21 protein-coding genes are annotated in these 22,288 nt (G+C 68.8%); 13 read left to right on the top strand and 8 right to left on the bottom strand.

The window, feature by feature from the left end:
- Positions 1-11: 11 nt before the first annotated feature.
- From OHA11_RS15805 to OHA11_RS15795, 3 genes are all read right to left on the bottom strand, one after another.
- Positions 12-428 (bottom strand): PIN domain-containing protein, encoded by a 417-nt coding sequence (locus OHA11_RS15805; protein WP_266496710.1) that lies wholly within the window; start codon positions 426-428, stop codon positions 12-14.
- Complete coding sequence (locus OHA11_RS15800) at positions 404-739, bottom strand: hypothetical protein (protein ID WP_266496708.1); 336 nt, start codon at positions 737-739, stop codon at positions 404-406. Before OHA11_RS15800 ends, OHA11_RS15805 begins: the two co-directional genes overlap by 25 nt.
- Positions 740-962: 223 nt before the next feature.
- Positions 963-1,466, bottom strand: coding sequence for an ATP-binding protein (locus OHA11_RS15795; protein ID WP_266496706.1), 504 nt, complete (start codon positions 1,464-1,466; stop codon positions 963-965).
- Positions 1,467-1,765: 299 nt separating this feature from the next.
- Between OHA11_RS15795 and OHA11_RS15790 the strand changes: the two genes are divergently transcribed.
- Positions 1,766-2,617 (top strand): helix-turn-helix transcriptional regulator, encoded by an 852-nt coding sequence (locus OHA11_RS15790; protein ID WP_266496704.1) that lies wholly within the window; start codon positions 1,766-1,768, stop codon positions 2,615-2,617.
- A gap of 11 nt (positions 2,618-2,628) precedes the next feature.
- On the top strand, positions 2,629-2,820 hold the full coding sequence (locus tag OHA11_RS15785) for a hypothetical protein (protein ID WP_266496702.1): 192 nt from the start codon (positions 2,629-2,631) through the stop codon (positions 2,818-2,820).
- On the opposite strand, the gene OHA11_RS15780 is transcribed toward OHA11_RS15785, so the two are convergent.
- A complete protein-coding gene (locus OHA11_RS15780; protein ID WP_266496700.1) occupies positions 2,789-3,670 on the bottom strand; it encodes a hypothetical protein in 882 nt (293 codons plus the stop codon). The two genes, OHA11_RS15785 and OHA11_RS15780, sit on opposite strands and share 32 nt — an antisense overlap.
- A gap of 411 nt (positions 3,671-4,081) precedes the next feature.
- On the opposite strand from OHA11_RS15780, the gene OHA11_RS15775 reads away from it, so the two are divergent.
- Together OHA11_RS15775 and OHA11_RS15770 are read left to right on the top strand one after the other, a co-directional pair.
- The gene (locus tag OHA11_RS15775) at positions 4,082-4,966 is read left to right on the top strand and encodes an LLM class flavin-dependent oxidoreductase (protein WP_266496698.1); all 885 of its coding nucleotides are present in this window, start codon (positions 4,082-4,084) and stop codon (positions 4,964-4,966) included.
- A 111-nt stretch (positions 4,967-5,077) separates the two neighbouring features.
- Entirely contained in the window at positions 5,078-5,584 is a 507-nt protein-coding gene (locus tag OHA11_RS15770; RefSeq protein WP_266496696.1) for a GNAT family N-acetyltransferase, read from the top strand.
- A gap of 19 nt (positions 5,585-5,603) precedes the next feature.
- Here OHA11_RS15770 and OHA11_RS15765 read toward each other — a convergent pair whose 3' ends face one another.
- Positions 5,604-6,113, bottom strand: a complete 510-nt coding sequence (locus OHA11_RS15765; protein WP_266496694.1) for a DinB family protein — start codon at positions 6,111-6,113, stop codon at positions 5,604-5,606.
- Positions 6,114-6,211: 98 nt separating this feature from the next.
- Here OHA11_RS15765 and OHA11_RS15760 point away from each other — a divergent pair, with 98 nt between their 5' ends.
- Positions 6,212-7,042 (top strand): class I SAM-dependent methyltransferase, encoded by an 831-nt coding sequence (locus OHA11_RS15760; RefSeq protein WP_266496693.1) that lies wholly within the window; start codon positions 6,212-6,214, stop codon positions 7,040-7,042.
- Positions 7,043-7,131: 89 nt separating this feature from the next.
- On the opposite strand, the gene OHA11_RS15755 is transcribed toward OHA11_RS15760, so the two are convergent.
- Complete coding sequence (locus tag OHA11_RS15755) at positions 7,132-8,289, bottom strand: winged helix DNA-binding domain-containing protein (RefSeq protein WP_266496691.1); 1,158 nt, start codon at positions 8,287-8,289, stop codon at positions 7,132-7,134.
- A gap of 992 nt (positions 8,290-9,281) precedes the next feature.
- On the opposite strand from OHA11_RS15755, the gene OHA11_RS15750 reads away from it, so the two are divergent.
- The 8 genes from OHA11_RS15750 (at position 9,282) to OHA11_RS15715 (ending at position 19,008) form a co-directional block, all read left to right on the top strand.
- The gene (locus tag OHA11_RS15750) at positions 9,282-10,055 is read left to right on the top strand and encodes an isoprenyl transferase (RefSeq protein ID WP_266496689.1); all 774 of its coding nucleotides are present in this window, start codon (positions 9,282-9,284) and stop codon (positions 10,053-10,055) included.
- Between the two features lie 376 nt (positions 10,056-10,431).
- Entirely contained in the window at positions 10,432-11,757 is a 1,326-nt protein-coding gene (locus tag OHA11_RS15745; protein WP_266496687.1) for a PhoH family protein, read from the top strand.
- Positions 11,758-12,195: 438 nt separating this feature from the next.
- Positions 12,196-12,894, top strand: coding sequence for a transglycosylase SLT domain-containing protein (locus OHA11_RS15740; protein WP_266496685.1), 699 nt, complete (start codon positions 12,196-12,198; stop codon positions 12,892-12,894).
- 135 nt (positions 12,895-13,029) lie between these two features.
- Positions 13,030-14,430 carry an AI-2E family transporter gene (locus OHA11_RS15735; RefSeq protein WP_266496683.1) on the top strand — a complete coding sequence of 467 codons (1,401 nt, stop codon included), beginning with the start codon at positions 13,030-13,032 and terminating at the stop codon, positions 14,428-14,430.
- A gap of 467 nt (positions 14,431-14,897) precedes the next feature.
- Positions 14,898-15,413: a hypothetical protein gene (locus OHA11_RS15730; RefSeq protein ID WP_266496681.1), complete on the top strand. Its 516-nt coding sequence runs from the start codon at positions 14,898-14,900 to the stop codon at positions 15,411-15,413.
- 151 nt (positions 15,414-15,564) lie between these two features.
- Positions 15,565-17,787, top strand: a complete 2,223-nt coding sequence (locus OHA11_RS15725) for a glycoside hydrolase domain-containing protein (protein ID WP_266496680.1) — start codon at positions 15,565-15,567, stop codon at positions 17,785-17,787.
- A gap of 13 nt (positions 17,788-17,800) precedes the next feature.
- Positions 17,801-18,268, top strand: coding sequence for a hypothetical protein (locus OHA11_RS15720; protein WP_266496678.1), 468 nt, complete (start codon positions 17,801-17,803; stop codon positions 18,266-18,268).
- Positions 18,265-19,008: a hypothetical protein gene (locus tag OHA11_RS15715; RefSeq protein WP_266496676.1), complete on the top strand. Its 744-nt coding sequence runs from the start codon at positions 18,265-18,267 to the stop codon at positions 19,006-19,008. The genes OHA11_RS15720 and OHA11_RS15715 overlap by 4 nt, the downstream gene beginning before the upstream one ends.
- 185 nt (positions 19,009-19,193) lie before the next feature.
- On the opposite strand, the gene OHA11_RS15710 is transcribed toward OHA11_RS15715, so the two are convergent.
- Positions 19,194-19,748, bottom strand: coding sequence for an alkyl hydroperoxide reductase (locus tag OHA11_RS15710; protein WP_266496674.1), 555 nt, complete (start codon positions 19,746-19,748; stop codon positions 19,194-19,196).
- 232 nt (positions 19,749-19,980) lie between these two features.
- The gene (locus OHA11_RS15705; RefSeq protein WP_266507197.1) at positions 19,981-22,284 is read right to left on the bottom strand and encodes an ABC transporter permease; all 2,304 of its coding nucleotides are present in this window, start codon (positions 22,282-22,284) and stop codon (positions 19,981-19,983) included.
- Between the last annotated feature and the right edge of the window lie 4 nt (positions 22,285-22,288).

The raw sequence follows: 22,288 nt of genomic DNA, 5'->3' as shown, positions 1-22,288 counted from the left end.
CCGCGTCCCTGTCACACGCCGACGACGCGGACCCTGTCCCCGCAGAGTTTGTTCATGTCGTCGGCGTCCGAGGTGACGATGATGCGTGGCCCCGAGTAGCCCAAGGCTGTCGCGGCCACGACGGAGTCGATCGCGTACTTGTGCCCGTGGAGGTTCGCGTTCCGCAGCAGATCGATGGCCCGCCATGTGATGGCATCCGTGACGGACAGCACCTCCATACGTGAGACGTGCCAGCGGAGGCGTTCGATGCGGACTTTGGAATGCCATGCTTCGATCAACGTCAGGTTGCTCAGGGCGACAAGGGTGTCCTTGGCCTGGGCGGTGCGCATCAGGCCTGTGACGCGAGGGTCGTTGGCCATGAGCTTGCTCAGTCCCTCGCTGTCGAGGAGCAGTACGCCGTTGCTCAACTGGCCCTGTGCGCGCGCCATTCCGATTCCCCGCCCCCCTCGTGGCCTTCTGCGGCGTGCTCGTTCTCCGCCATGCTCTCGGCCTCGCGGAAGATCTCTGTGGCCCACTCCTGGACTTCGGGGGAGTGCGGCCCGGTCTCCGCCTCCTTCGCCTGGAGCAACTCCTCCAGCAGATCGCGCTGTATCTGCCTCTCCACCGCCGCACTGACATACGCCGAGAAACCGCGCGATCCCACCCGCGCCTTCACCGCGGCGACGCGACCTGCGGGCATGGACACGCTGACCTTCTGGGCGGGGCCCTCATCTTTGTCGTACTGCTCCGTGGAGTCCATGACGCCAGAATACCATCGGAGTAGCAAAGTAAGTAGCAAATCGTTTCCTCTGGTCCACCAGGTGGGTCGAGTGCGCCCTGCGACTCGTGTCGAACTGCGGGTCGAGGGCCTCCTGTCGTGCAGGCTGTGCCTTTCGTCCGGGTGGTGGGCTCCCGTGCGGCCACCCCGGAGTCGCTCGTCGTCCGACCGGGGGTCGGGCGACGAGCGGCCTGTCCCGCCTTGATCACATCGACCTCGACATCGGTTCCGGGGGGTCACCCACCCCCGCCGGAGTCCCGCCGCACGGCAGTACCGCCCACATCCGTGTCCCCCCTCCCGGCTCCCGTGCCTCACCGAATCCCCAGTCGCCCTCGCAGGCCCGCACGACACAGCCGAGCAGGCGCAACGACGCGCGGCGGCGGGTGTCGCAGGCGGCGGCGAGGCGGGGGTGGGTGTGGCGCGGGTGCCCGTCGTAGACGATGACGCGGAGGGCTCCGTCCCGATGGCGTAGGGAGAGATAGACCTCGGACGTGGGCGTGAACCGACAGGCAACGGCGACCAGTTCACCCACTGCCTGCTCGGCGGGGTCGGCCAGCGCGCCGAGCCCGTGCGCGACCAGCACGGTACGGGTCGCCGCCCGGGCGATCGCCGGCGATCTGAGCGTGGCGGGCAGGGTGAGGCTGTACGCGAGGGGTTCGGGCGCGGGGGCGGAGTGGTCGCCCTGGACGGTGCAGAGGGAAATGGGCATGCGGAACTCCCGTGGGGTGAGTTGGGGTGAGTGCTGTCCGGTGATGTGACATGACGTGACGATCACGGCTGCCGGTGGCTCGTCTCCCTGGCGCGGGCCCGCCCCTCCCAGGGAAGGAGTTCGGGGCAGGCTCGCGCGATGCACTGCCAACTGCCGTGTGTAGCGTGTGCGTTACTTAACGTAGAGCATTCTGGAGTACGTGTACTACCTACTGGCCGGGATTCACTCCGATCGTGGTGGACCCGCCTGCTCGCGCGGAGGCAGACTTGCCCTGCCGCGGGGCCGAACTGGAGGGGCGGATGCCGCCAAGGAGCACACCGACCGAGCGGCAGCGACGGCTCGGTGCGGAGTTGCGCAAAATGCGTGCTGCCGCAGGCATGACGACGGAGTACGCCGCAGGGCTGCTCGGCGTTCCGCGCACGAACGTGCCGAACATGGAGTCCGGCCGGTCCGGCATCAGCTCTGAACGCGTACGTACCCTCGCGGCCAACTACGGCTGCGCGGACGAGGCGCTGGTCGAGGCGCTCGCCGACATGGCCGCCGAGCGCGACAAGGGCTGGTGGGAGACGTACCGGGGTCAACTCCCGGCGAGCTTCCAGGACATCGCCGAGATGGAGTGGCGCGCCAAGTGCCTCCGCATCGCGCTGACCGTGCACCTGCCGGGACTGCTTCAGACCGAGGACCACGCCCGCGCGGTCTTCGAGGCGGTGATTCCCCGCCTGCCCGTCGCCGACGTCGCCGTACGCCTGGCGCACCGCATGGACCGGCAGCAGGTGCTCGACCGACCCGAACCGCCTGTCCTTGACGTCATCGTCCATGAGGCGGCCCTACGCATGGAGTTCGGCGGTACTGCCGTGGCGCGACGACAGCTGGCGCACGTCCTGCGCCTGTCGGAGCGAGGCCACATCACCGTGCGGGTCATCCCTTTCAAGGCGGGCGGCTTTCCCGGAGCCGGACAGTCGGTCGTGTACGCGGAATCTTCCGTCCCCGCCCTGGACACCGTGGAGCTCGACAGCACGCACGGACCGGAGTTCATCGACACCGAGATGCAGCTCCACAAGTACCGGGCCCAGCTCGACGCGGCGGAAGCCGTGGCACTGGCCCCCGACGCGTCACGCGATTTCATTCAGGATCTCGCAGCCGACCTCTAGGAGACACAGCCGTGCCGGACATCACCTGGGAACCCCCTTTCTGCGGAGAGGGCGCCAACTGCTTCCGCATAGGCACCGACACCTCCGGCAACGCCTACATCGCCCTCGCCGGAGCCGAGGACACCTACCTCACCGACACCCGCGATGCCCTCCGTACCCTCATCCAGGACATCAAGGCGGGCAAGGCGGACCACCTTCTGTGACCCCCGCACTCCCTCCTGCGACCCCCGCACTCCCTCCTGCGACCCCCGCACTCCCTCCTGCGACCCCAGAACCCCCTCCTGTCGCCCCCAACGCCCGCCGAATCGTGGCGATCATCGTCCTCGGGGCGCGGAACACCTCCTCCGCCGTGAACCGCAGCGCGACCCGCACCTCGGCGCACTGCTGAAGGTCGTTGAAACGGGCGACGTCACGGCGGTGGTCCTCGCGGCTGCCGTGATAGGCGTACCCCTCGATCTCGACGGCGACGCCCTGCGCCCGGAACAGGAAGTCGGGGCGCAGCACGCGTCCGGTGAACGTGGCGACCTCGGCCTGCGTCTCGGGGTGCAGGCCGGCGTCGTACATCCGCAGCCGGGCCACCGTCTCCGCCGGCGAACCGCACGCCGGGTCGGCGAGCGCGAGCCACCCCAGGGCCCGGACGACACCGCGCCTCCGCCGTCCGAGTGCGGTGGCGATCGTGCCGCGATGGGTGAGCGGTGCCCGACGCACCCGCCGCTCGCGGTCTTGGTCGCTCACCCCGACCGTGCGACGGGTGAGCGCGGAGTCGACGGCCACCAAGGCTTCGTCCCGCGGCCCCGACAGCAACAGGTCGGCCAGCGTCCGGTCGACGCTCGTGATCCGCAACCCGTCACGCTCGACCACGTCACCGGCGGGCAGCGCACTGCGGTGCACCCGCAGACGCTTCCGCTGCCGTACCGCCGCCGGATCGGTGAACTCCGCCTCCACCCGCAGCAGTTCGATCCGCCAAACCCAGGCTGCCGCCCGGTGACTGACGACAAGCTCCGGTGCGGCGAGCTGCACCGCCCTGAGCCGCATCCGGAAATCCACCTCCATACCCGGCTCCGCCCAGACCCCCTCACCAAGCGCTGCCCACCCCTCCTCCTTGAGACACCGATAGAGCCCGGACCGCGACCACCCCGCGGCCAAGCCCCACTCCGCCACCAACACCCCACCCACAGCAACCTCCCGCAATCCCCGCACCCCCCAACTCTCCCGCACCCCACCCCGGACGTCGCGGGCCTGTGGACAACTACCGTGAGGGCGGATGGAACGGGCGTAAGTGTCGTCTGAGTCCCAGACGATCACGGGAGCCAGCCCTCTGACCTGCGGGTACGTGACGGGTGCCGACGAAGCCCTGGGACGGAGAAACCAGTTACCCTCTGCCTCCTCTTTCTGCGCGCCGTCGACGGTGCGGCCCCGTAATGGAGTTGTCCGCCGCCCCCACCCCGGGGTAGGAAGAACCCCATGACCGCTCTAGGTGCCGTATTCCGGCCGCAGCTGCCCCCGGAACGCCTGCGCACGATGGTTCGTACGGCGGAGGACGTGGGGCTGGAGGAGCTGTGGCTGTGGGAGGACTGTTTCCTGGAAGGCGGGGTCTCCGCGGCGGCGGCAGCGCTCGCCTGGACGGAGCGGCTGCGCGTGGGCGTGGGTCTGCTTCCCGTGCCGTTGCGGAACGTCGCCGTGACCGCGATGGAGACCGCCACCCTGGACCGGCTCTTCCCGGGCCGGGCGATCGTGGGCGTCGGTCACGGCGTACAGGACTGGATGGGGCAGGTCGGGGCACGGGCCGAGTCGCCCGTGACGCTCCTGCGTGAGTACCTCGCGGCCCTGCGCGCACTCCTGCGCGGCGAACGCGTCACCACGGACGGCCGGTACGTGAAGCTCGACGGCGTCGCCCTCGACTGGCCCCCGCAGTCACCCGTGGCGATCCTCGCCGGAGCCACCGGCCCGCGTACGCTCCGGCTTTCCGGGGAGGCCGCCGACGGCACGATCCTCCACGCCGGCACTCCACCCGACGGCGTACGTACAGCGCGCCAACTCATCGACGAGGGGCGGAAGTCGGCCTCCCGTACCGATGGCCCCGATGACCCGCACACCGTCGTCGTCTATCTCCTCACGGCCACCGGACCCGACGCCGCCGCCCGCCTCCACGCCGAGCTGGATGCGGAGGGCCTGGCATCGGTCCCGGACCTCGGAGTCGCCGGGGACGCGGAAGCGGTCGCCGCGGCCGTCCGCCGCCTCACGGACGCCGGCGCCGACACCGTGATCCTCCAGCCGACGGCCGACGAGCCGGACCCCGAGGGCTTCGTCCGCTTCACCGCCGAGGACGTACGCCCTCTCGTCCCGTAGACACACCCAATCCCAGAGCCAGTCCCAGTTCCAGTTCCAGGCCCAGTCCCAGTCCCAGGCCGAGTCCCAGGCCGAGTCCGATGTCAGTGGGTGGTGCCAGACTCCCTCGGTATGAGCGACGACACGCTTGCACAGGCCCACGTACGGCTGCGTGCCGTGGAACACGCCGATCTCGGCGTGTTCTTCGAGCAGGAGCACGACACGGAGGCGGCCCGGCGGTCACGGTTCACGCCCCGGCCACGTGACCGCTTCATGAATCACTGGGTCACCCGGATCCTCGGCGACGACGCCGTCCTCGTACGGACGGTCACGGTGGACGGCACGGCGGCCGGCCACATCGTCGCCTGGTGGGAGGAGGAAACGGAGGACCGCCGTCGCTTCATCGGCTACTGGCTCGGCCGGTCCCACTGGGGCCGGGGCGTCGGCACCGAGGCCCTCGCCCTCTTCCTCGGCGAGGAGAGGACCCGCCCCCTCCACGCCGACCCCTTCGCCGAGAACACCGCCTCGGTCCGCCTCCTCGAACGGCACGGCTTCCGCAAAGCAGGCACGGTCCGCCACGGCGAGGACGTACACACCCTCCTCGTACTCCAGGAGCCCCCGGCCTCACCCGCTGCCTGACCCCCGGAGAGGAACTGAACTAGGGCCGGCGATGGTCCCCCGTCGCTCCGTCGATCAGCTCCCGCACGATGTCCATGTGTCCCGCATGCCGTGACGTGTCCTCGATCATGTGGATGAGGACCCAGCGCAACGACACCTTGTGGTCCCGCCAGGGTGCCTTGCCGAGGGTGTCCAGCGGCAGTTCGGTGATCACGCGGTCGGCGGCCGCGCGGGCACGTCCGTAGAAGTCCACGATCCGGGCCGTCGTCTCACCGGGAGCGACGGTCATGTCCTCGTCCTTGTACGGGTCGAACCACAGCGGTTCCGCCGCGCGGCCGAACGTCTCGCAGAACCAGCCGTACTCCACCGACCCGAGGTGCTTCACCAGCCCCAGCAGGTTCGTGCCCGACGGGGTCATGGGCCGGCGCAGCTGCTCGTCGTCCAGTCCCTCCAACTTCCAGAGCACGGCGTCCCGATGGCGGTCGAGGCTCGCGTGCAGGCTTTCCTTCTCGCCCCCGGCGTACGGCATTCCAGCCTCAGGAACAGTCATGGCGATGAACGTAGCAGCGCCCGGTGACAACGCCCCCGCCCTCGCCCCCGGGGGGAATCCGGTCGCGGCACGCGAACCCGTCCTGCCACCATCTCTCGATGAACCCGACCGCCCGTACCTTCGAAACCCCTGAAACCCCTGAAACCCCGGAAACCCCGGAAAGCTTCGAAACCCCGGAAAGCTTCGAAGAGCTCGTCAGCGAGGCCGAAGCCGCCCCCACCGAGGGCTGGGACTTCTCGTGGTTCGAGGGGCGGGCCACTGAGGCGCGTCCCTCCTGGGGATACGCGCGGGTCATGGGCGAGCGCCTGGCCGAGGCGGAGGCCGCTCTCGACATCCAGACCGGGGGTGGTGAAGTCCTCGCGTCGGCACGGGAGTTGCCGCGTCTCACCGTCGCCACCGAGGGCTGGCCCCCGAACGTCGCCAAGGCCACCGCCCTCCTCCACCCGCGCGGAGCGGTGGTCGTCGCCTCGCCGGAGGACGCACCGCTGCCGTTCGGCGACGCGGCATTCGACCTCGTCGTGAGCAGGCACCCGGTGACGGCGCACTGGACGGAGATCACCCGTGTCCTCAGGCCCGGCGGCACCTACTTCGCCCAGCACGTGGGCCCCAGCAGCGCCTACGAGCTCGTCGAGTACTTCCTCGGCCCCCAGTCGGAGGCCAACCGCAACGCCCGTCACCCCGACCATGAGCGGGCCGGAGCCGAGGCCGCCGGACTCGAGGTCGTCGATCTGCGTGCGGAGCGGCTGCGGATGGAGTTCCACGACATCGGGGCCGTCGTGCACTTCCTGCGGAAGGTGGTGTGGATGGTGCCCGGCTTCACCGTGGACCAGTACCGGACCCGCCTCCTGAGCCTGCACGAGCGGATCATGGCCACGGGCCCGTTCGTGGCCCACAGCTCCCGCCACCTCATCGAGGCCCGCAAGCCGTAGCGCGCGTGGAGCACGTGGAGCGCGTGGAGCACGTGGAGCGCGTGGCGCGAACAAGTCCACGAAGGGCGGGCGGAGTTGACGTTCGGGGGCTATGCGTGCGGGCCCGACGTCACCTTTCCCACCACCAACTCCGCCCTGGCTTCCAGGACTTCGCCCACGCGCACCACCTGCTCGCCCAGCTCCCGCTCCCGCACCGCGCTCAGCCGCCCCAGCGGCTCCACCGTCACTGTCGTCCGTTTCCCCTGCCGCCGCTGGTGCCAGACCCCGGCGACCACGCCGTCGACGAGCAGCACGGGATAGTTCCCCGCCTGCCCGCCCGCCAGAGCGCGCCCGTACGCCGCGCCGGGGAACATCCGCTCGCGAGGCTGCGCGGCGATGGCGTACGCGTCGAAGTAGGGGAGCAGCCGCACCCCGCGTACGGCCTCCGACGGGAACTCCGTGTCGCCCGCCACCACCCACGCCGGCGCCCCCTCGAAGTCGACCTCCTCGATCCCGCCCGAGGAAGCCAGCGAGGCGAAGAGGTCCGCGGCCCAGCCCCGGGGCGCGGCGGCCCACTTGGCGAAGTGCGGCGGCGTCGCGGGACCGTACGCGCGCAGATAGTGGCGTACGAGCAGGGCGAGCGCCTCGTCCGCGGGGAGCGGGTCGAAGCGCGGCGGGCGCGTGTAGGTGGCCTTGCGGCCGTGGTCGGGGGCGAAGCACAGCGCGCCGGACTGGCCCGCGCGGTGCATGACCTGCCGCCAGCGCGGCCACTTGCCCTGGAACGCCTCCATCACGAGGTCTCCGGCCCAGGGGCCGGTGCGGGCCACGACCTCCTCGGACAGTTCGTCGATGGTCAGCTGCCGCCCGTCGAGGGCGTCGCCGATCGCGGCGATGACCCGCTCCTCCTGCTCGGGCGTCATCCGCAGGCCCGGCGGGGCGCTCTTGCCGCTCGGCACGGCGGTCAGCGCGGCGCTCCAGAACGGGAGCTCGGCGGCGGCGAGGAGATGGATCGTGCCGCGCGGCCCGTACGTCTTCACCAGACTCCGGTCGTCCCACAGTGCCGCGCGCACGTCCTGGCGGGTCGCGCCGTCGAGCCGCAGGCCCACGGAGAGCTCGGCGGCCGACAGGACCTGCGCGTGCGCGGCGAGCAGCGTGCCGACAACCTCGGCGACGGGGGTGCCGGGCGGCGCGGGCGTACGCAGGAGTTGGCGCTCGTAGCGCCGTGCGCCGGCCTCGTCCCAGGTGATCCTCGTGATCCTCGATGTCATGGCGGCGACGCTAGATGCGAATGAGGTCAGATCCTGTCCGCTGCCCGAGCTGGAACATTGTTCTTCTGCCGCCCCCTGCCACCTTGCTCTCCTATCGTTGGGCGAATGGGGTGATTTGCGCATGCGGGTAATTATCGCTCGTAAACGCCCACACTTGAGCAAAGAGGCGACGTTTGCCATTCAGTTCAGGTAAAAGCCCTCGCAGAAACCTCAGAACGCTCACACAGTTTCCACATCGTTATCGCGAATGGTCCGGACCACCTCTGCGGCTCACGTAAATTCGAGACAAGGCAATTCGCGCGAGCAAAGCTGCGCGGGATGGCACCGCGCGGAGGAGGGGGCTGCGCGGTGCCCTGCTGCCTTCGCCGGGGGGCGCGTTCGGGAGCCCTGTGCGGGCCTCTGATGTGGGTAGGGCCGGGAAGCGGTCGTGGTCGTGAAAGCGGCCTTGGCGTCAAGTGGGCGTTCCAAGGGGCGTCACCCTTGCGAGGTACGTCCGAGGCGGATGGCCGAGTGCCCCACAATCACTCGCAAACCCCCTGGTTCTCTCCAGATTCCCCTTCGTTCCCTTGGAATCCGGTGTGATTCGGCCATGTTCGGCCCTTGAATGAACGCTTCCGCACTCACCCTGATGTCGCCGGGCGACTCCGGAGAGTAGTTTTCGCATGCCGATGCGCGCAGCATCACTTACGAAGGGTTATGGTGGAAACCCCCCCTCGGGCCGGTCCGTCTCCCCCCCCACGGACCGGCCCGTTTTTTGTCCGCTTCCGCGCGCCTGGCGTACGCCCCTGGGGTGCCGCCATCCCGCACCGCTAGCCCTGGTCCCGGTGTGGGTCCGCTCTCGCCCCAACTGGCGTCCGGGTGTCGCCCGGCGTCCGCCCCGGTGCCGTCCGGCGAGCGGGAGGCCTTGCACCCCAAGGGCGAGGGGCGCTACAGCAGCGGTAGGGTGTCGCCCTCGGGGGACCGTTATCTGCACGGAGGGGCTGACGAAAAACGTGAACCTGCGCGACAACCTGCGCCGCTTGCTGGTCAGGGTCTACACACGCAGGGTGGAAGGCCACCTTGACCACGACAAGGTGCCCAAGCACATCGGCGTCATCGTGGACGGCAACCGGCGCTGGGCGAAGGCGGCGGGCAGTACCGCCGCCCAGGGACACCGGGCCGGGGCGGACAAGATCGAGGAGTTCCTCGGCTGGTGCTCCGAGACCGACGTCGAGGTCGTCACCCTCTGGCTGTTGTCCACGGACAACCTCAACCGCCCCGAGGAAGAGCTCGTACCGCTGCTCGGCATCATCGAGAACGTCGTCAGCTCCCTCGCCGCCAACGGCCGCTGGCGCGTGCACCACGTGGGTACTCCCGACATCCTGCCCTCACGCACGCAGACCGTCCTGAAAGAGGCCGAGGAGTCCACCGCGCACGTCGACGGAATAGTCGTCAACGTCGCCATCGGCTACGGCGGCCGCCAGGAGATCGCCGACGCCGTGCGCTCGATGATCCTCGACCACGCCGAAAAGGGCGCCACGATGGAGGAGCTCGCCGACAACGTCGACATCGACATGATCGGCAAGCACCTCTACACCAGCGACCAGCCCGACCCCGACCTCGTGATCCGTACGAGCGGCGAACAGCGGCTGTCCGGGTTCATGCTCTGGCAGACGGCCCACTCCGAGTACTACTTCTGTGAAGTCTTCTGGCCGGCCTTCCGCAAGGTCGACTTCCTGCGTGCCCTGCGCGACTACGCGGCCCGCCACAGGCGCTACGGAGGCTAGGGTTCCCCCGTTTTTTGAGGCTCGGTTCGCCTCCGGGGGCGCCCTTCGGCTCACTCGCCCGGCGTGTTCCCGCTCGCAGGGGGCGCCATCAGGGGCGTACGTCATCTGGTGTTAACGAACGCGCCGTCCTTCGGTCTGGCATGGCATCGTGCGTTCGAGGGCATAAGCCCTCCAGGTCGACGCCCGAACCACGGGTGTCGTATCTCAGCGGACGGCACGGGGCCGTCCGCCCGGGAGGCCCTTTGCACCAGCTCGACCGTGCGGTCAGTACGGACGAAGCGGAGAGGGCCGGTAGTCGGCCCGTGCATCGCGGCCGGACACCGGTCCAGCTCTCCTCCGTCGCTCCCCGACCTCATCCGAGGGGGTACGTCCTTCCGTGGTGACCAGCACAAAGCGCCGTATGCCAGACCGGCGCACCTATGTTCTCGACACCAGCGTCCTGCTGGCCGACCCGCACGCCATGAACCGCTTCGATGAGCACGAAGTCGTGCTTCCCATCGTCGTGGTCACGGAATTGGAGGCCAAGCGGCACCATCCCGAACTCGGCTACTTCGCCCGGCAGGCCCTGCGCCTGCTCGACGACTACCGAGTGAAATTCGGCCGTCTCGATGCCCCCATCCCCACCGGGGAGCTGGGCGGGACGGTGCGTGTCGAGCTCAATCACTCGGACCCCAGCGTGTTGCCCAGCGGCTATCGCCTGGGGGACAACGACTCCCGCATCCTCGCGGTCGCCCGCAATCTGCAGGCCGAGGGGTTCGACGTCACGGTTGTGTCGAAGGACCTGCCGCTCAGGATCAAGGCCTCCTCGGTCGGACTCCTCGCCGAGGAGTACCGCGCGGAGCTCGCCATCACCGGCTCCTCCGGCTGGACCGGAATGTCCGAGCTGACGCTCTCCGGCGAGCAGGTGGACCTCCTCTTCGACCAGGAGAGCCTGTACGTCCCCGAGGCGTCCGACTTCCCGGTCCACACGGGTCTGATGATCCAGTCCGAGCGCGGCAAGGCCCTGGGACGCGTGACGTCCGAGGGCAACGTCCGGCTCGTCCGGGGTGACCGGGAGGCCTTCGGTATCAAGGGCCGCAGCGCCGAGCAGCGCATCGCGCTGGATCTGCTGCTCGACCCGGACGTCGGCATCGTATCGATGGGCGGCCGGGCCGGCACCGGAAAGTCGGCGCTCGCGCTCTGCGCGGGCCTGGAGGCCGTCCTGGAGCGGCGCCAGCACCAGAAGGTGATGGTCTTCCGCCCGCTGTACGCGGTCGGCGGACAGGAGCTCGGCTATCTGCCCGGCAACGAGTCCGAGAAAATGGGCCCCTGGGCGCAGGCGGTCTTCGACACCCTCTCCGCGGTCACCAGCCGCGACGTCATCGAGGAGGTCACCGCCCGCGGCATGCTGGAGGTCCTGCCGCTCACGCACATCCGCGGCCGCTCCCTCCACGACGCGTTCGTGATCGTGGACGAGGCCCAATCCCTGGAGCGGAACGTCCTGTTGACCGTTCTGTCCCGAATCGGCGCGAATTCACGGGTGATCCTGACCCATGACGTGGCCCAGCGGGACAACCTCAGGGTCGGCCGGTACGACGGTGTCGTGGCCGTCGTGGAGAAGCTGAAGGGCCATCCGCTCTTCGCGCACGTCACGCTCACCAGGTCCGAGCGGTCCCAGATTGCGGCGCTTGTGACCGAAATGCTGGAGGACGGACACATCTGATCCAGCGTGCCCCGCCCTGCGGCATCTGTCCAACGGGTGGTGGCTACACGATAATTGACGCCGTCCGGCAAAGGCTGAAGAGCCTAGCCGGGCGGCGTCCTGGCGTGTGCTAGTTTCCGAAGAACTCGTGAGGCAAACGAGGTGTGAGCTTTCACACCCGACACAGAATTGCCTCCCGGCGTCAGCGTGCGGCAGAGTCTCACTCCTGTCAGGCCCCGCATACGACACACCTGTACCCCCAGCGGTACGGCACCACAGAAGTTGCCCAGAACTCCATATAGCAGTCGTATGCCGCCCGAGCACTACGCGGCGCTCCCGCCATGGGAGTTGCCCACCGGGTCCGTGCCTCCCGTGACCCCGCAGTTGGGAGGCCAGCGCCAGGGGCACGATTGCGTCCGCGAGGGTCACCTGTAGCGGGCGATGCTGGAAGGAAACCGTGTGAGCCGGATTTCGGTCCGGGGATTCGCAGTGGCCTCGGCCACCGCGGTCACCGCTGTCGGTGCTGTCACCGGTGTTGCCTCGGGCAACACCGCGTCCTCAAGTGACGATGCCGAGGCAACGGCGACCGGCGCGACGCTGCTCGCGGACATACCCGCGGGCGCGCAGGCGCAGGTGCAGACCGCATCCCTGACTCAGCAGGCCGACTCGCAGGCCATCGCGGCCGACGCGACCGCCAAGAAGGACGCCGAGGAGTCTGCGCGCAAGCAGGCCGCCAAGGACGCCGTCGCCAAGCAGAAGGCCGCGGAGAAGGCCGAGCAGGAGGCGAAGGAGCGGAAGGAAGCCCTCAAGGTTGCCAGCCGTTCCACCACGCGTGACCCCTCCAGCTTCCCGGCGCAGTCTTCGTACACCGTCGCTCAAGTCCAGGACATGGCCCGCCAGATCGTTCCGGCGGACCAGTTCCAGTGCTTCAGCAACATCGTGGACCACGAGTCCAGCTGGAACTACCGGGCCGACAACCCGACCTCCGACGCCTACGGCCTTGTGCAGGCCCTGCCGGGTTCCAAGATGTCCTCGGCCGGCGCCGACTGGGCGACGAACCCGGCCACCCAGATCAAGTGGGGCCTCAGCTACATGGACAGCCGATACGGCAGCCCGTGCGGGGCATGGTCGTTCTGGCAGGCCAACAACTGGTACTGAGCCGGCATCCGCTCGCGCTTCTCAACCTTTTCAGAGCCCCTCACCGTCCTACGGTGAGGGGCTTCTGCCATGTACGGTCGGTGCCGACGGCTCCAGGGGGGAGTGGTGGGGCACAACGGGGAAAAGGGACGGATCATGTCGCGAGTGCCAGGGTGGCTCAGTCGGCTCGGGGCCGGACTCACCGAAATGGGAGAGCGGTTGAACGCGCGGCGCGCGGAGGCCGAGGCCGCGGAGGCCGACGACTTCGGCCCGGCCGACGACACCACCCGACGCCACGAGGATGGCGCCGACACTTCGGGCCCGCCCGCCGAGTCCGTCCCGCCCGCGGCCTCGCCGCCCTCGCCGCCCTCGCCCCCCGCCCCTCCTTCGGACGTGGCCGCCCTGCCGGCCCCTCGTCCCGAACCCGCCTCGGCCGTTCCCTGGGGCATGCGGGTCGCCGCCGAGGCCGGCTGGCGGCTGCTCGTACTCGCGGGCACCGTCTGGGTGTTGATGCGCGTCATCAGCGCCGTGCAACTCGTCGTCCTCGCCTTCGTCGCCGCGCTGCTGATCACCGCGCTGCTCCAGCCCACCGTGGCGCGGCTGCGGCGGTACGGAATGCCGCGCGGGGTCGCCACCGCGCTCACCGCGACCCTTGGCTTCGTGATCATGGGGCTCGTCGGATGGTTCGTGGTCTGGCAGGTCATGGAGAACATCGACAACCTCTCCGACCAGATCCAGGACGGCATCGACGAGTTGCAGCGCTGGCTGCTCAACAGCCCGTTCCATGTGACCGAGGATCAGATCAAGGACATCGCCAAGAGCCTGCGCGAGGCCGTCGGCGACAACACGGACGAGATCACGTCGGCGGGCCTGGAAGGCGTCACCGTCATCGTCGAGGCCCTCACCGGCATCCTCCTCACGATGTTCTCCACGCTCTTCCTTCTCTACGACGGCAAGCGCATCTGGCAGTGGACGCTCAAGCTGGTGCCCGCCGCGGCGCGGCCCGGAGTGGCCGGGGCGGGCCCGCGCGCCTGGCGCACGCTCACGGCCTACGTCCGCGGGACGGTGATAGTGGCGTTGATCGACGCCATCTTCATCGGCCTGGGCATCTTCTTCCTGGATGTCCCGATGGCTGTCCCGCTGGCCGTCTTCATCTTCCTGTTCGCCTTCATCCCGCTGGTCGGTGCCGTCGTCTCCGGCGCGCTGGCGGTGGTGGTCGCGCTGGTGACACAAGGGGTGTTCACGGCGGTCATGGCGCTGGCCGTCGTGCTCGCCGTCCAGCAGATCGAGGGTCACATCCTCCAGCCGTTCATCCTGGGCCGTGCGGTACGGGTCCACCCCCTCGCCGTCGTTCTCTCGGTGGCGGCGGGTGGCATGGTCGCGGGGATCGGCGGTGCGGTGGTCGCCGTCCCGCTCGTCGCGGTCGCCAACACGGTGGTCGGCTACCTGAGCTCGTACTCCCAGGAGCCGGCCCTGCGTACGTCGCCGATGCCGCGGGGGGCGACCGCGACACGAGTCGCTCCGGTACGGCCCCCGTCGGACGCGTCATCGTCGTGATCGGACGCGTCACCGTCTGAGGGGTATCGCCCCGCCGAACTCCTGCCAGTTCCCCCCCGGGCCGCGTGGGGTTCGGCCAACGTCGACATCGCCATCCGGCCAATCTCGCGTGCCCCGGAGCCCTCACCCGTCTTCCGCTTCACAGCACACACACGAGTCTCTCCTGTAACTCGCCTGACCTCCAGATCATGAGCATGTCATTCCGCTTCCGGGGCGAATTCCGGTCAGCCGCCCGAGCGCGGCAATAATCCCTGGAGGAAGATTCTCTGCGCATCTAAAGTGATTGCGCAATCAAGCGACGAGATCAACCCCACATTCACACGGCACTGCTCTGCCGCTCCCATTTCCTATTCGTCCACGAGGTACACCCATGCCCCGGGGCCGAAGAATGGCGGCCGAGCAGTGCACTGCTGTGCCCGTGAATTCAGTAATGCACCATGCAGCCTACTGAAAGGTCTCCACGTCACATGCTCAGACCGAAGGCAATCCTGCGCGCGGCTGTCGCCGCCCTGGCGCTTTTCTCCGCCGTTCTGGTCGCGCCGCAGGCTGTCGCCGCCGACACCCCGCACGTGCCGATCTCGCGGGACGCCGACGCCGTGACCCGTGCGGTCGCCCGGGCCGACATGTCCGCCGCCGCTGCCGCCGCCAACGTCTGCGGCACCGGATACACGCTGCGGAAGGGGATCCCCCTGCCCCTCGGGACGGACCCCGATCTGCGCCTGGCCACCCTGTTCTCGTACGAGAACGGCGGAAAGGGCTGCGTCATCCTCGACAACAATGTCGGCGCCTCGCGATACATGTACCTCAGGGTGTGCAAAACGGGCGGCACCGCCTGTGACCCCGACGAAGGCAACTTCAGCGAATACGCGGGGCCGGTATACGTCTCCAGCTTCGCCTGCGCGCCGGTCACCGCGAAAATGGGGCGGACCTCCACCAGCCTCTTCATCAACTACAGCTCGAGTTACGTATTTCCTTGCGGCTGAGGGCGACGCCAATGGCGTACCGCCGGGTGGTGCAGGGGCTCTTCCCGCGGCACGAAATACCGAACGCGCACACCACTTTCCGGGTCGGCTCTCTCCGCCGTGTCCGAAACCGTCCGACTCATGCCTGACCAGTGACTGACAGGAGCCCCACATGGCCGACGAAATGGTGCGCAAAGCGCAGCAGTTCATCAATGGCGCCTACGCAGGAAAGCTCGGCATCGACCGCATACCCGAGACCGGGGTGACCGGCTGGCCGATGATGTTCGCCCTCACGCGTGCCCTGCAGTACGAACTCGGCATCACCAGCCTGTCGGACACCTTCGGCCCCACCACGCTCTCGACGCTCACGTCGAAGTACCCGTCCCTCAACAGCGGTACGGTGCCGTCCCAGAACTTCGCCAAGATCATCCAGTCCGCCCTGTACTGCAAGGGCTACGACGGCGGCGACATCGACGGGACGTACAACTCCCGTGTGGTGGCCTCGGTCACCCAGCTGAAGCAGAACATGGGCGTGGACTTCGCCTACCCCGGCGGCAACCTGGTGCCGAAGGTGTTCAAGGGCCTGCTCAACATGGACGCCTACGTCACCGTCAACGGAGGCTCGGAGACCATCCGGGCCGTCCAGAGATGGCTGAACGGGTCGTACATCCACCGAAGAGACTTCTTCATCATCCCGGCCGACGGCAACCACTCGCGTGACGTCGCCAAGTCGATGCTGTTCGCCGTGCAGTACGAACTCGGTATGGCCGACGGTACGGCCAACGGCGTCTTCGGGCCGGGTACGCAGAGCGGGCTGAAGTCCCACACCGTCGCGACCGGCGACTCCAACACGTTCGTGAAGCTGTTCTCCGCCGCCATGGTGCTCAACCAGCGGCCGGTGGACTTCGTCTCCACCTTCACCAGTGGCCTCGCCTCGGCCGTCTCCACCTTCCAGTCGTTCGCGAAGCTCCCCGTCACCGGCACCGGAAACTTCTCGACCTGGGCCTCCCTCCTCGTCTCCTACGGCGACCAGTCCCGCAACGGCGAAGCCTGCGACGGCGTCACCCTGATCACCACCGAGCGTGCGGCCACGCTGAAGGCGCAGGGCATCAAGTACCTGGGCCGCTATCTCACCCAGCCGGACCCGACCCCGCCCGACGACCTGAAGCACAAGGCGATCCAGCCCGGCGAACTCCAGACCATCGCCGCGAACGGACTGCGCTGCTTCCCGATCTACCAGACGTACGGGCGGGACGCCGACGGCTTCACCTATCCGCAGGGCCGTGCGGCCGGGCAGGCCGCCATCAACGCGGCCCTGGACCACGGCTTCAAGGCGGGGACACGGATCTTCTGGGCCGTGGACTTCGACGCCCTCGACCAAGAGGTCACCAGCAACGTCCTGCCGCACTTCAAGGGCATCGCGGACGCGGTCGCCGACGACGGCAACCGGTTCGAGATCGGCGTCTACGGGCCGCGCAACGTGTGCATCCGCGTCGCCGAGGCCGGCCACTCCACGGCGTCGTTCGTCTGCGACATGTCGTCCGGGTTCTCCGGCAACTTCGGCTATCCGCTGCCGCCCGACTGGGCGTACGACCAGATCGTCACCCGCACCGTCGGCACCGGCACAGGGGCGATCAACATCGACATCAACATCGCCTCGGGGCGCGACACCGGACAGGGCTCGTTCAACCCGCCCCGTGCGCCTCTCCCGGACACCAGCCTCGACTCGGACCTCGTCAACGCCATGAGGACGGACGTCGGCAAGTACATGGAGTCGATCGGCTTCCCCAACGACGGCGGCCTCAGGTCGCATACGCACGAGGAGTGCTTCCGCAGGGTCGTACTCGAATGGGATTCGGTCACCACCCTGCTCGCCTATCGGTACAAGATGCGAAAGGCCCTCATCCAGACGACCGCGTACTGGGAGATGCGGCACATCGACGCGGTCGACCTGAGTGTGGACGAGGTGGTCTCCACGACGTTCAACACGACCGGGTTCTTCAAGGACAGCTCCACCGGCATCGCCCAGATCTTCGGCAACACCGCCCTTCTGGCGTGGAATCACGCCATTCGAAACGGCTACGCGGAGGGCACCATCCGCGGTGGCAGCGACGAGGATAAATACAACATTTGGGATGACTGCCGGTTTGACGAGCAATTCGCCATGTCCACCGTCCCTTTGATCCATCTGTGGAACGCGGACGGGGCCCCGGGCAACGTTCATGAAGAGGAGCCTCTCCGCTCCATGCGCCTGGACTACACGGAGAGCGAGATATTCGAGATCCTGCGCCGGTACCAGGGACCGGCGGAATCGGAGGCAACGCCCCACGCCAAGCAGCGGTCGGCGCTGTACCAGATCATGGAGAAGTACAACTCCATCTCTCGGAACGTCTGACAGGCTGACCAGCATGCTGGTAACAGACGCTTCTGACGACCTCTATATCGGGCTTGTGCTCCTCCTGAGCGCGGCCGGCGTGGTTGTCACGCCATGGCTCGCCATCCGCGGATTGCTGTTGCTGTTCCGCAACCGCGGCAAGCGAGATGCGCAGAGAGTCGTCAAGGGCGTTGGTGCCCTGGCATGGGCCTGCACGGTCGGTATGTACGGCTGGGGCATGCTCCATCTCCTGATGCTGGATGAAAGCAACCAAGCCCTGGCGTGTGCAGAGAGATTGACGTCGGAGCAGGCCAAGTCCGTTGTCGGATACGAGTATTCGTTCCTTCCCCTGCAATTCCGGTGCCGCGTCACGGACGGGCAGACGTACGACGCCGTCGTGCCCGGATACGTGAATCCCGTGGCAGGGGTCTTCGGAGTAGCGGCCGCCGCTCTGACCTACGCCGCGCGCCCCAAAAACTGGTACGAGGAGACGAAGAAGTGACCCAGAACATTTCTCGCCGCACTGCCTTACGACGTGTCGCGTTCGTAGCGATCGGTGTTGCCGTCGGCTCACAGGCTCTGTCCATTCCCGCCCAGGCGGCGGACAAGGACCCCGAGCCGGAAAAGGTCCGTGAGGCGATACGCAGGGCGCAGGAGCGCAACAAGCGAGTCCTGACGGGCATCCCGTCCAAGAACGGGTGGGAGATGGAGAAGACCGTGGACGAGCACGGCCACATCTACACCAGACCGGTCCCCGCCACGCCGCTCGACGGCGTCCAGATGCGTATGGCGGAGGTCGAGACGGTCCTCGTCCACGTGGTCCGCCGCTTCCACTACGAGATCGACACCCTCCGCAAGGGCGAGGTCCTCGGCTGGCGCGAGCCCGGCTCGGTACGCAAGGGGCTGGCGGAGTCCAACCTGGCCTCCGGCACGGCGGTGCGGATCCGGCCCGGCTCCTATCCCTCCGGGGCCCACGGCGGCTTCTATCCCATGGAGGAGCTGGTGATCCGGGACATCCTCGCCGACTGCGAGGGCGTGGTCCGCTGGGGCGGCGACGACGCCAGACCGGACGAGTCGCTGTTCTACATCGACGTACCGCCGGGCGACGAACGACTCACCCGGGTCGCGATGAAGCTCCGCGCCTGGGCCTACACCCCCGGCAAGGGCGCCGGCGTCCTCATCGACCCCCTCCAGCCCCAACGCCGCAAGGCCGCAGAACGCCTGGCCGGCCAGCAGAGCTAGGAGGGGCGGGGGAGGCCCTCTTCGCCCCGGGCGGGTCCCCGAGCCGGGCGGGTGAGTTCTCTCGTCCCCGGCTCGGAGGCGTGAGCGGGACGGTGGCAGGCGAGTCCGATGCGAAGCGCTCGTCGGGAGTCAACTCCCGGCGGGCGCCCCGCCGTTGCGACGCCGCCTTCGCCGTCGTGCCCCGTTCACCTCAGCGGTGGGCCGAGCGGCTCCACCAATGCCGCCTCCGCGTCCAGGGTGACGCCCACCGCCTGGACGACCGCCGCGATCTTGAAGGCCTCCTGGATCGTCTCCCGGTCGACCCCCGCCTTGCGGAGCGCCCGCTCGTGGGAGTCGAGGCAACTCCCGCACCCGTTGATCGCGGACACGGCGAGCGACCACAGTTCGAAGTCGACCTTCTCCACCCCCGGGTTGCCGAGCACGTTCATCCGGAGCCCGGCCCGCAGGGTCCCGTACGCCGGGTCGGAGAGCAGGTGCCGCGTGCGGTGGAAGACGTTGCTCATCGCCATGACCGCCGCGGCGGACTTGGCCGCCGTGTACGCCTCGGGGGAGAGCTTCGCATTGGCCTCTTCCTCCAGTTCACGGAGCACACGAGGTGACCGCGAGGCGATGGCGCAGACGAGCACCGTTCCCCACAGCTGCTGCTGGGGCAGCTCCGAGTTCCCGATCACCGAACCGAGGTTCAGCCGAAGGTCCTTGGCGTAGTCCGGAATCGCGGACTTCAGCGCGTCGAGCGACATGGTTCACTCACCGGCCAGTTCGAAGGCGGGCGGACGGTCACCTACGGTGAGCATGGGGCTCCTCCTGGGCGACGGAAAAGGCCGCTTTGCGACCTTCCGTGCGGGTTGGACGCCGCCAAGACTGCCATGGAGCAAGAGGTGGTACGAGGAACCGCGGGCCGTCCGTGACCGGTCCCGCGGTTCCCCGTACCCCCGAGGGGCGCCCCGCAGGAGGCGCGCCCGACAGCGGGCGCTACTCCGTCCGCAGCCCTTCCGGGCGCATCAACCGCAGCAGCGGCGGCACGCTGAGGGCCGTCACCGCGAGGATGACCGCCGCGCCGATGCCCGCCATGGCCAGGACGCTCGGCCAGTCCACGGTCACCGGAGTGGCCGTCATCTTCAGCAGGACCGTGCCCAGGGTGAGGCCCACCACGCAGGCGAGGGCCAGGCCGAGCCCGACCGGGATCGCGGCCTGCCACAGCACCGACAGGCTCAGCGTGCGGCGCCGGGTGCCGAAGGCGACCAGGGCCGCCAGGAGCTTCTTGCGCTCACGCAACTGCTCCAGCTGCGAGACCAGCAGGCTCGCGCCGATCAGCGCGAGGACACCGGCCGCGCCGACGAACAGGCCGGTGCGGATGGATTCGAAGCGCCGGGACTTCTCACTCGCCACGAGGGTCATGGGGCTCGTGAACGGGTCGATCTTGGTGGCGGTGTTGCGTACGATTTCGCGGATGTCGGGGACTGTCATGTCGAGCCCCAGGAAGACCTGCCCGTGGAGGGCCGGGGCCGCCGCGGCGGGCAGCGCGCTCGCGGTGAACAGGAAACCACCCTGTTGCCAACCCGTCGGGTCCTCGCGCGGCTGGGCCTTCTTGATGCCGCGCGGCACCGTCCAGGCGACCTCCTTGCCCTTCTCGGAGTCGGTGTAGGAAGGGTCGATGGAGAGCTTCCGGCCGGGCGTGGCGAGCTCCGCGGTGGACGAGTCCTCCTCGGCGCCGTGCACGGCGAAGACGTCGCCTTCGCGGCAGGAGGGCAGCTTCGCCACCTCGCGCAGTGCGGCGCAGTCGCCGACGGTGATCCCCCCGTACATCTCGGGGTCCTTGTTGGTCTCGCCCAGCTCACCCTTGGAGATCGCGATGGCCTCGCGCACGCCGCGGGTCTTGGTGAAGTCCCGCCGGGCGTCGGCGAGTGGGACGTACGACGGCAGTTCCACCAGCATCTGAGCGCGCGAGGGGTCCTGGCCGGTGGCCTTCGTGAAGTCGTCCTCGACTCCGGTGAAGAGCATCTGCAGGGCGATCGCGCCGGCCACCGCCACCGCGATGCCGTTGACCATGCGGGCCGCGGTACCGCTGCTCAACTGGAGCCTGCGGACGGCCAGTTGCCCGGAGATCGAGCCGGGGTTCAGCCGTGCCACCAAGGCCTCCACGAGCCACGGCAGCAGCGCGGTGATGCCGACGAGGAGCAGGACGACGCCACCGGTCACCATGTACTCGTTGAAGTTCCCGTTCTGGTTGCCCTTCCCGATCATCGGGGCGAGCAGCCCGAGACCGGCCAGCGGCATCAACAGCCGCCACCACAGCCGACGTCGCGGCGGCCTGGCCGTGCGCACCACGCCGAGCGGCTCGATGACCACACCGCGCAGGGCGAGCAGCGTCACCGCCACCGCGGCCGCCGGGACCGCCACGGCGATCAGGAGGGCGAGCGCGGGCGTCGGGTTGAGGTAGCTCGGGAAGACGCTGACGTCGAGGATCTCGATGGAGCCCGCGATCTGACGACCGATCAGGAAGAAGCCGATGCCGAAGAGCAGCCCGACCAGCGCCCCGGAGAGCGCCTCGCCCGCGGCGATCCGGCGGGTCATCCGGCCGTCGGCGCCGACCAGCCGCAGCGCCGCGAGCCTTCGGTCGCGCCGCTCGCCGCCGAAGCGTACGGCCGTGGCGATGAAGACGCCGACCGGCATCAGCAGCACCACGAAGACCATGAGAACGAGCAGCAGCAGGATGGGGCCCAGCGGCTCCGCGGGCGCGGCCTTCCCCCGGAAGGTGTCGACGCGTGAGACGGGGCCGCCGGCGGCCTTGTACTTGGCCAGGTTCTCACCGCCCGCGTAGAAGGAGAGTTCGGCCGAACCGATGAGGCCCGCTTCCTCGATCGTGCCGGTGATGCGGTCCGGCAGCCGCTCGCGCAAGACCTTGCCGTCCTTGGACTCCAGCAATGTCCTGAGGGCGGGCGACACCACCATCTCGCCCGGCGCGGGGAACTCCTTCAACCCCGGTGGCAGCGGCGCCCGCAGGCCCTCGGGCTCCAGCTCACGGCCGCGGATGTCCATGTCGCGGAACTCCGTGTCGACGGTCCCGACGAGCGCGGTGTTGTCGCCCTTGGCCGGCTCGGTAGCGCCGAACGAGAGGCCCATGCGCGCGTGGCTGCGATCGGACCGGGTCTGCAGCGCGCTGGGTATCGCGGTGGTGAGCAGCAGCAGCGCCACGCCGAGACCGACGCCCACGCCCGTGAGCAGGACGCGCACCCAGCCTTCACGGCCGCCGGTGAACGCGAACTTGGCGCCCATGGCC

This window comes from Streptomyces sp. NBC_00878 (assembly GCF_026341515.1).
Lineage (GTDB): Bacteria > Actinomycetota > Actinomycetes > Streptomycetales > Streptomycetaceae > Streptomyces.
Note: the sequence above shows the minus strand (reverse complement) of the source record. Positions and strands in the feature narration are given on the sequence as shown.

What these genes read in the sequence shown, in the direction of transcription:
- OHA11_RS15805 (WP_266496710.1), bottom strand. Translation starts at nt 428, where the DNA reads ATGGCGCGCGCACAGGGCCAGTTGAGCAACGGCGTACTGCTCCTCGAC.
- OHA11_RS15800 (WP_266496708.1), bottom strand. Translation starts at nt 739, where the DNA reads ATGGACTCCACGGAGCAGTACGACAAAGATGAGGGCCCCGCCCAGAAG.
- OHA11_RS15795 (WP_266496706.1), bottom strand. Translation starts at nt 1,466, where the DNA reads ATGCCCATTTCCCTCTGCACCGTCCAGGGCGACCACTCCGCCCCCGCG.
- OHA11_RS15790 (WP_266496704.1), top strand. Translation starts at nt 1,766, where the DNA reads ATGCCGCCAAGGAGCACACCGACCGAGCGGCAGCGACGGCTCGGTGCG.
- OHA11_RS15780 (WP_266496700.1), bottom strand. Translation starts at nt 3,670, where the DNA reads ATGGAGGTGGATTTCCGGATGCGGCTCAGGGCGGTGCAGCTCGCCGCA.
- OHA11_RS15775 (WP_266496698.1), top strand. Translation starts at nt 4,082, where the DNA reads ATGACCGCTCTAGGTGCCGTATTCCGGCCGCAGCTGCCCCCGGAACGC.
- OHA11_RS15770 (WP_266496696.1), top strand. Translation starts at nt 5,078, where the DNA reads ATGAGCGACGACACGCTTGCACAGGCCCACGTACGGCTGCGTGCCGTG.
- OHA11_RS15765 (WP_266496694.1), bottom strand. Translation starts at nt 6,113, where the DNA reads ATGACTGTTCCTGAGGCTGGAATGCCGTACGCCGGGGGCGAGAAGGAA.
- OHA11_RS15760 (WP_266496693.1), top strand. Translation starts at nt 6,212, where the DNA reads ATGAACCCGACCGCCCGTACCTTCGAAACCCCTGAAACCCCTGAAACC.
- OHA11_RS15755 (WP_266496691.1), bottom strand. Translation starts at nt 8,289, where the DNA reads ATGACATCGAGGATCACGAGGATCACCTGGGACGAGGCCGGCGCACGG.
- OHA11_RS15735 (WP_266496683.1), top strand. Translation starts at nt 13,030, where the DNA reads ATGTCGCGAGTGCCAGGGTGGCTCAGTCGGCTCGGGGCCGGACTCACC.
- OHA11_RS15730 (WP_266496681.1), top strand. Translation starts at nt 14,898, where the DNA reads ATGCTCAGACCGAAGGCAATCCTGCGCGCGGCTGTCGCCGCCCTGGCG.
- OHA11_RS15725 (WP_266496680.1), top strand. Translation starts at nt 15,565, where the DNA reads ATGGCCGACGAAATGGTGCGCAAAGCGCAGCAGTTCATCAATGGCGCC.
- OHA11_RS15720 (WP_266496678.1), top strand. Translation starts at nt 17,801, where the DNA reads ATGCTGGTAACAGACGCTTCTGACGACCTCTATATCGGGCTTGTGCTC.
- OHA11_RS15710 (WP_266496674.1), bottom strand. Translation starts at nt 19,748, where the DNA reads ATGTCGCTCGACGCGCTGAAGTCCGCGATTCCGGACTACGCCAAGGAC.
- OHA11_RS15705 (WP_266507197.1), bottom strand. Translation starts at nt 22,284, where the DNA reads ATGGGCGCCAAGTTCGCGTTCACCGGCGGCCGTGAAGGCTGGGTGCGC.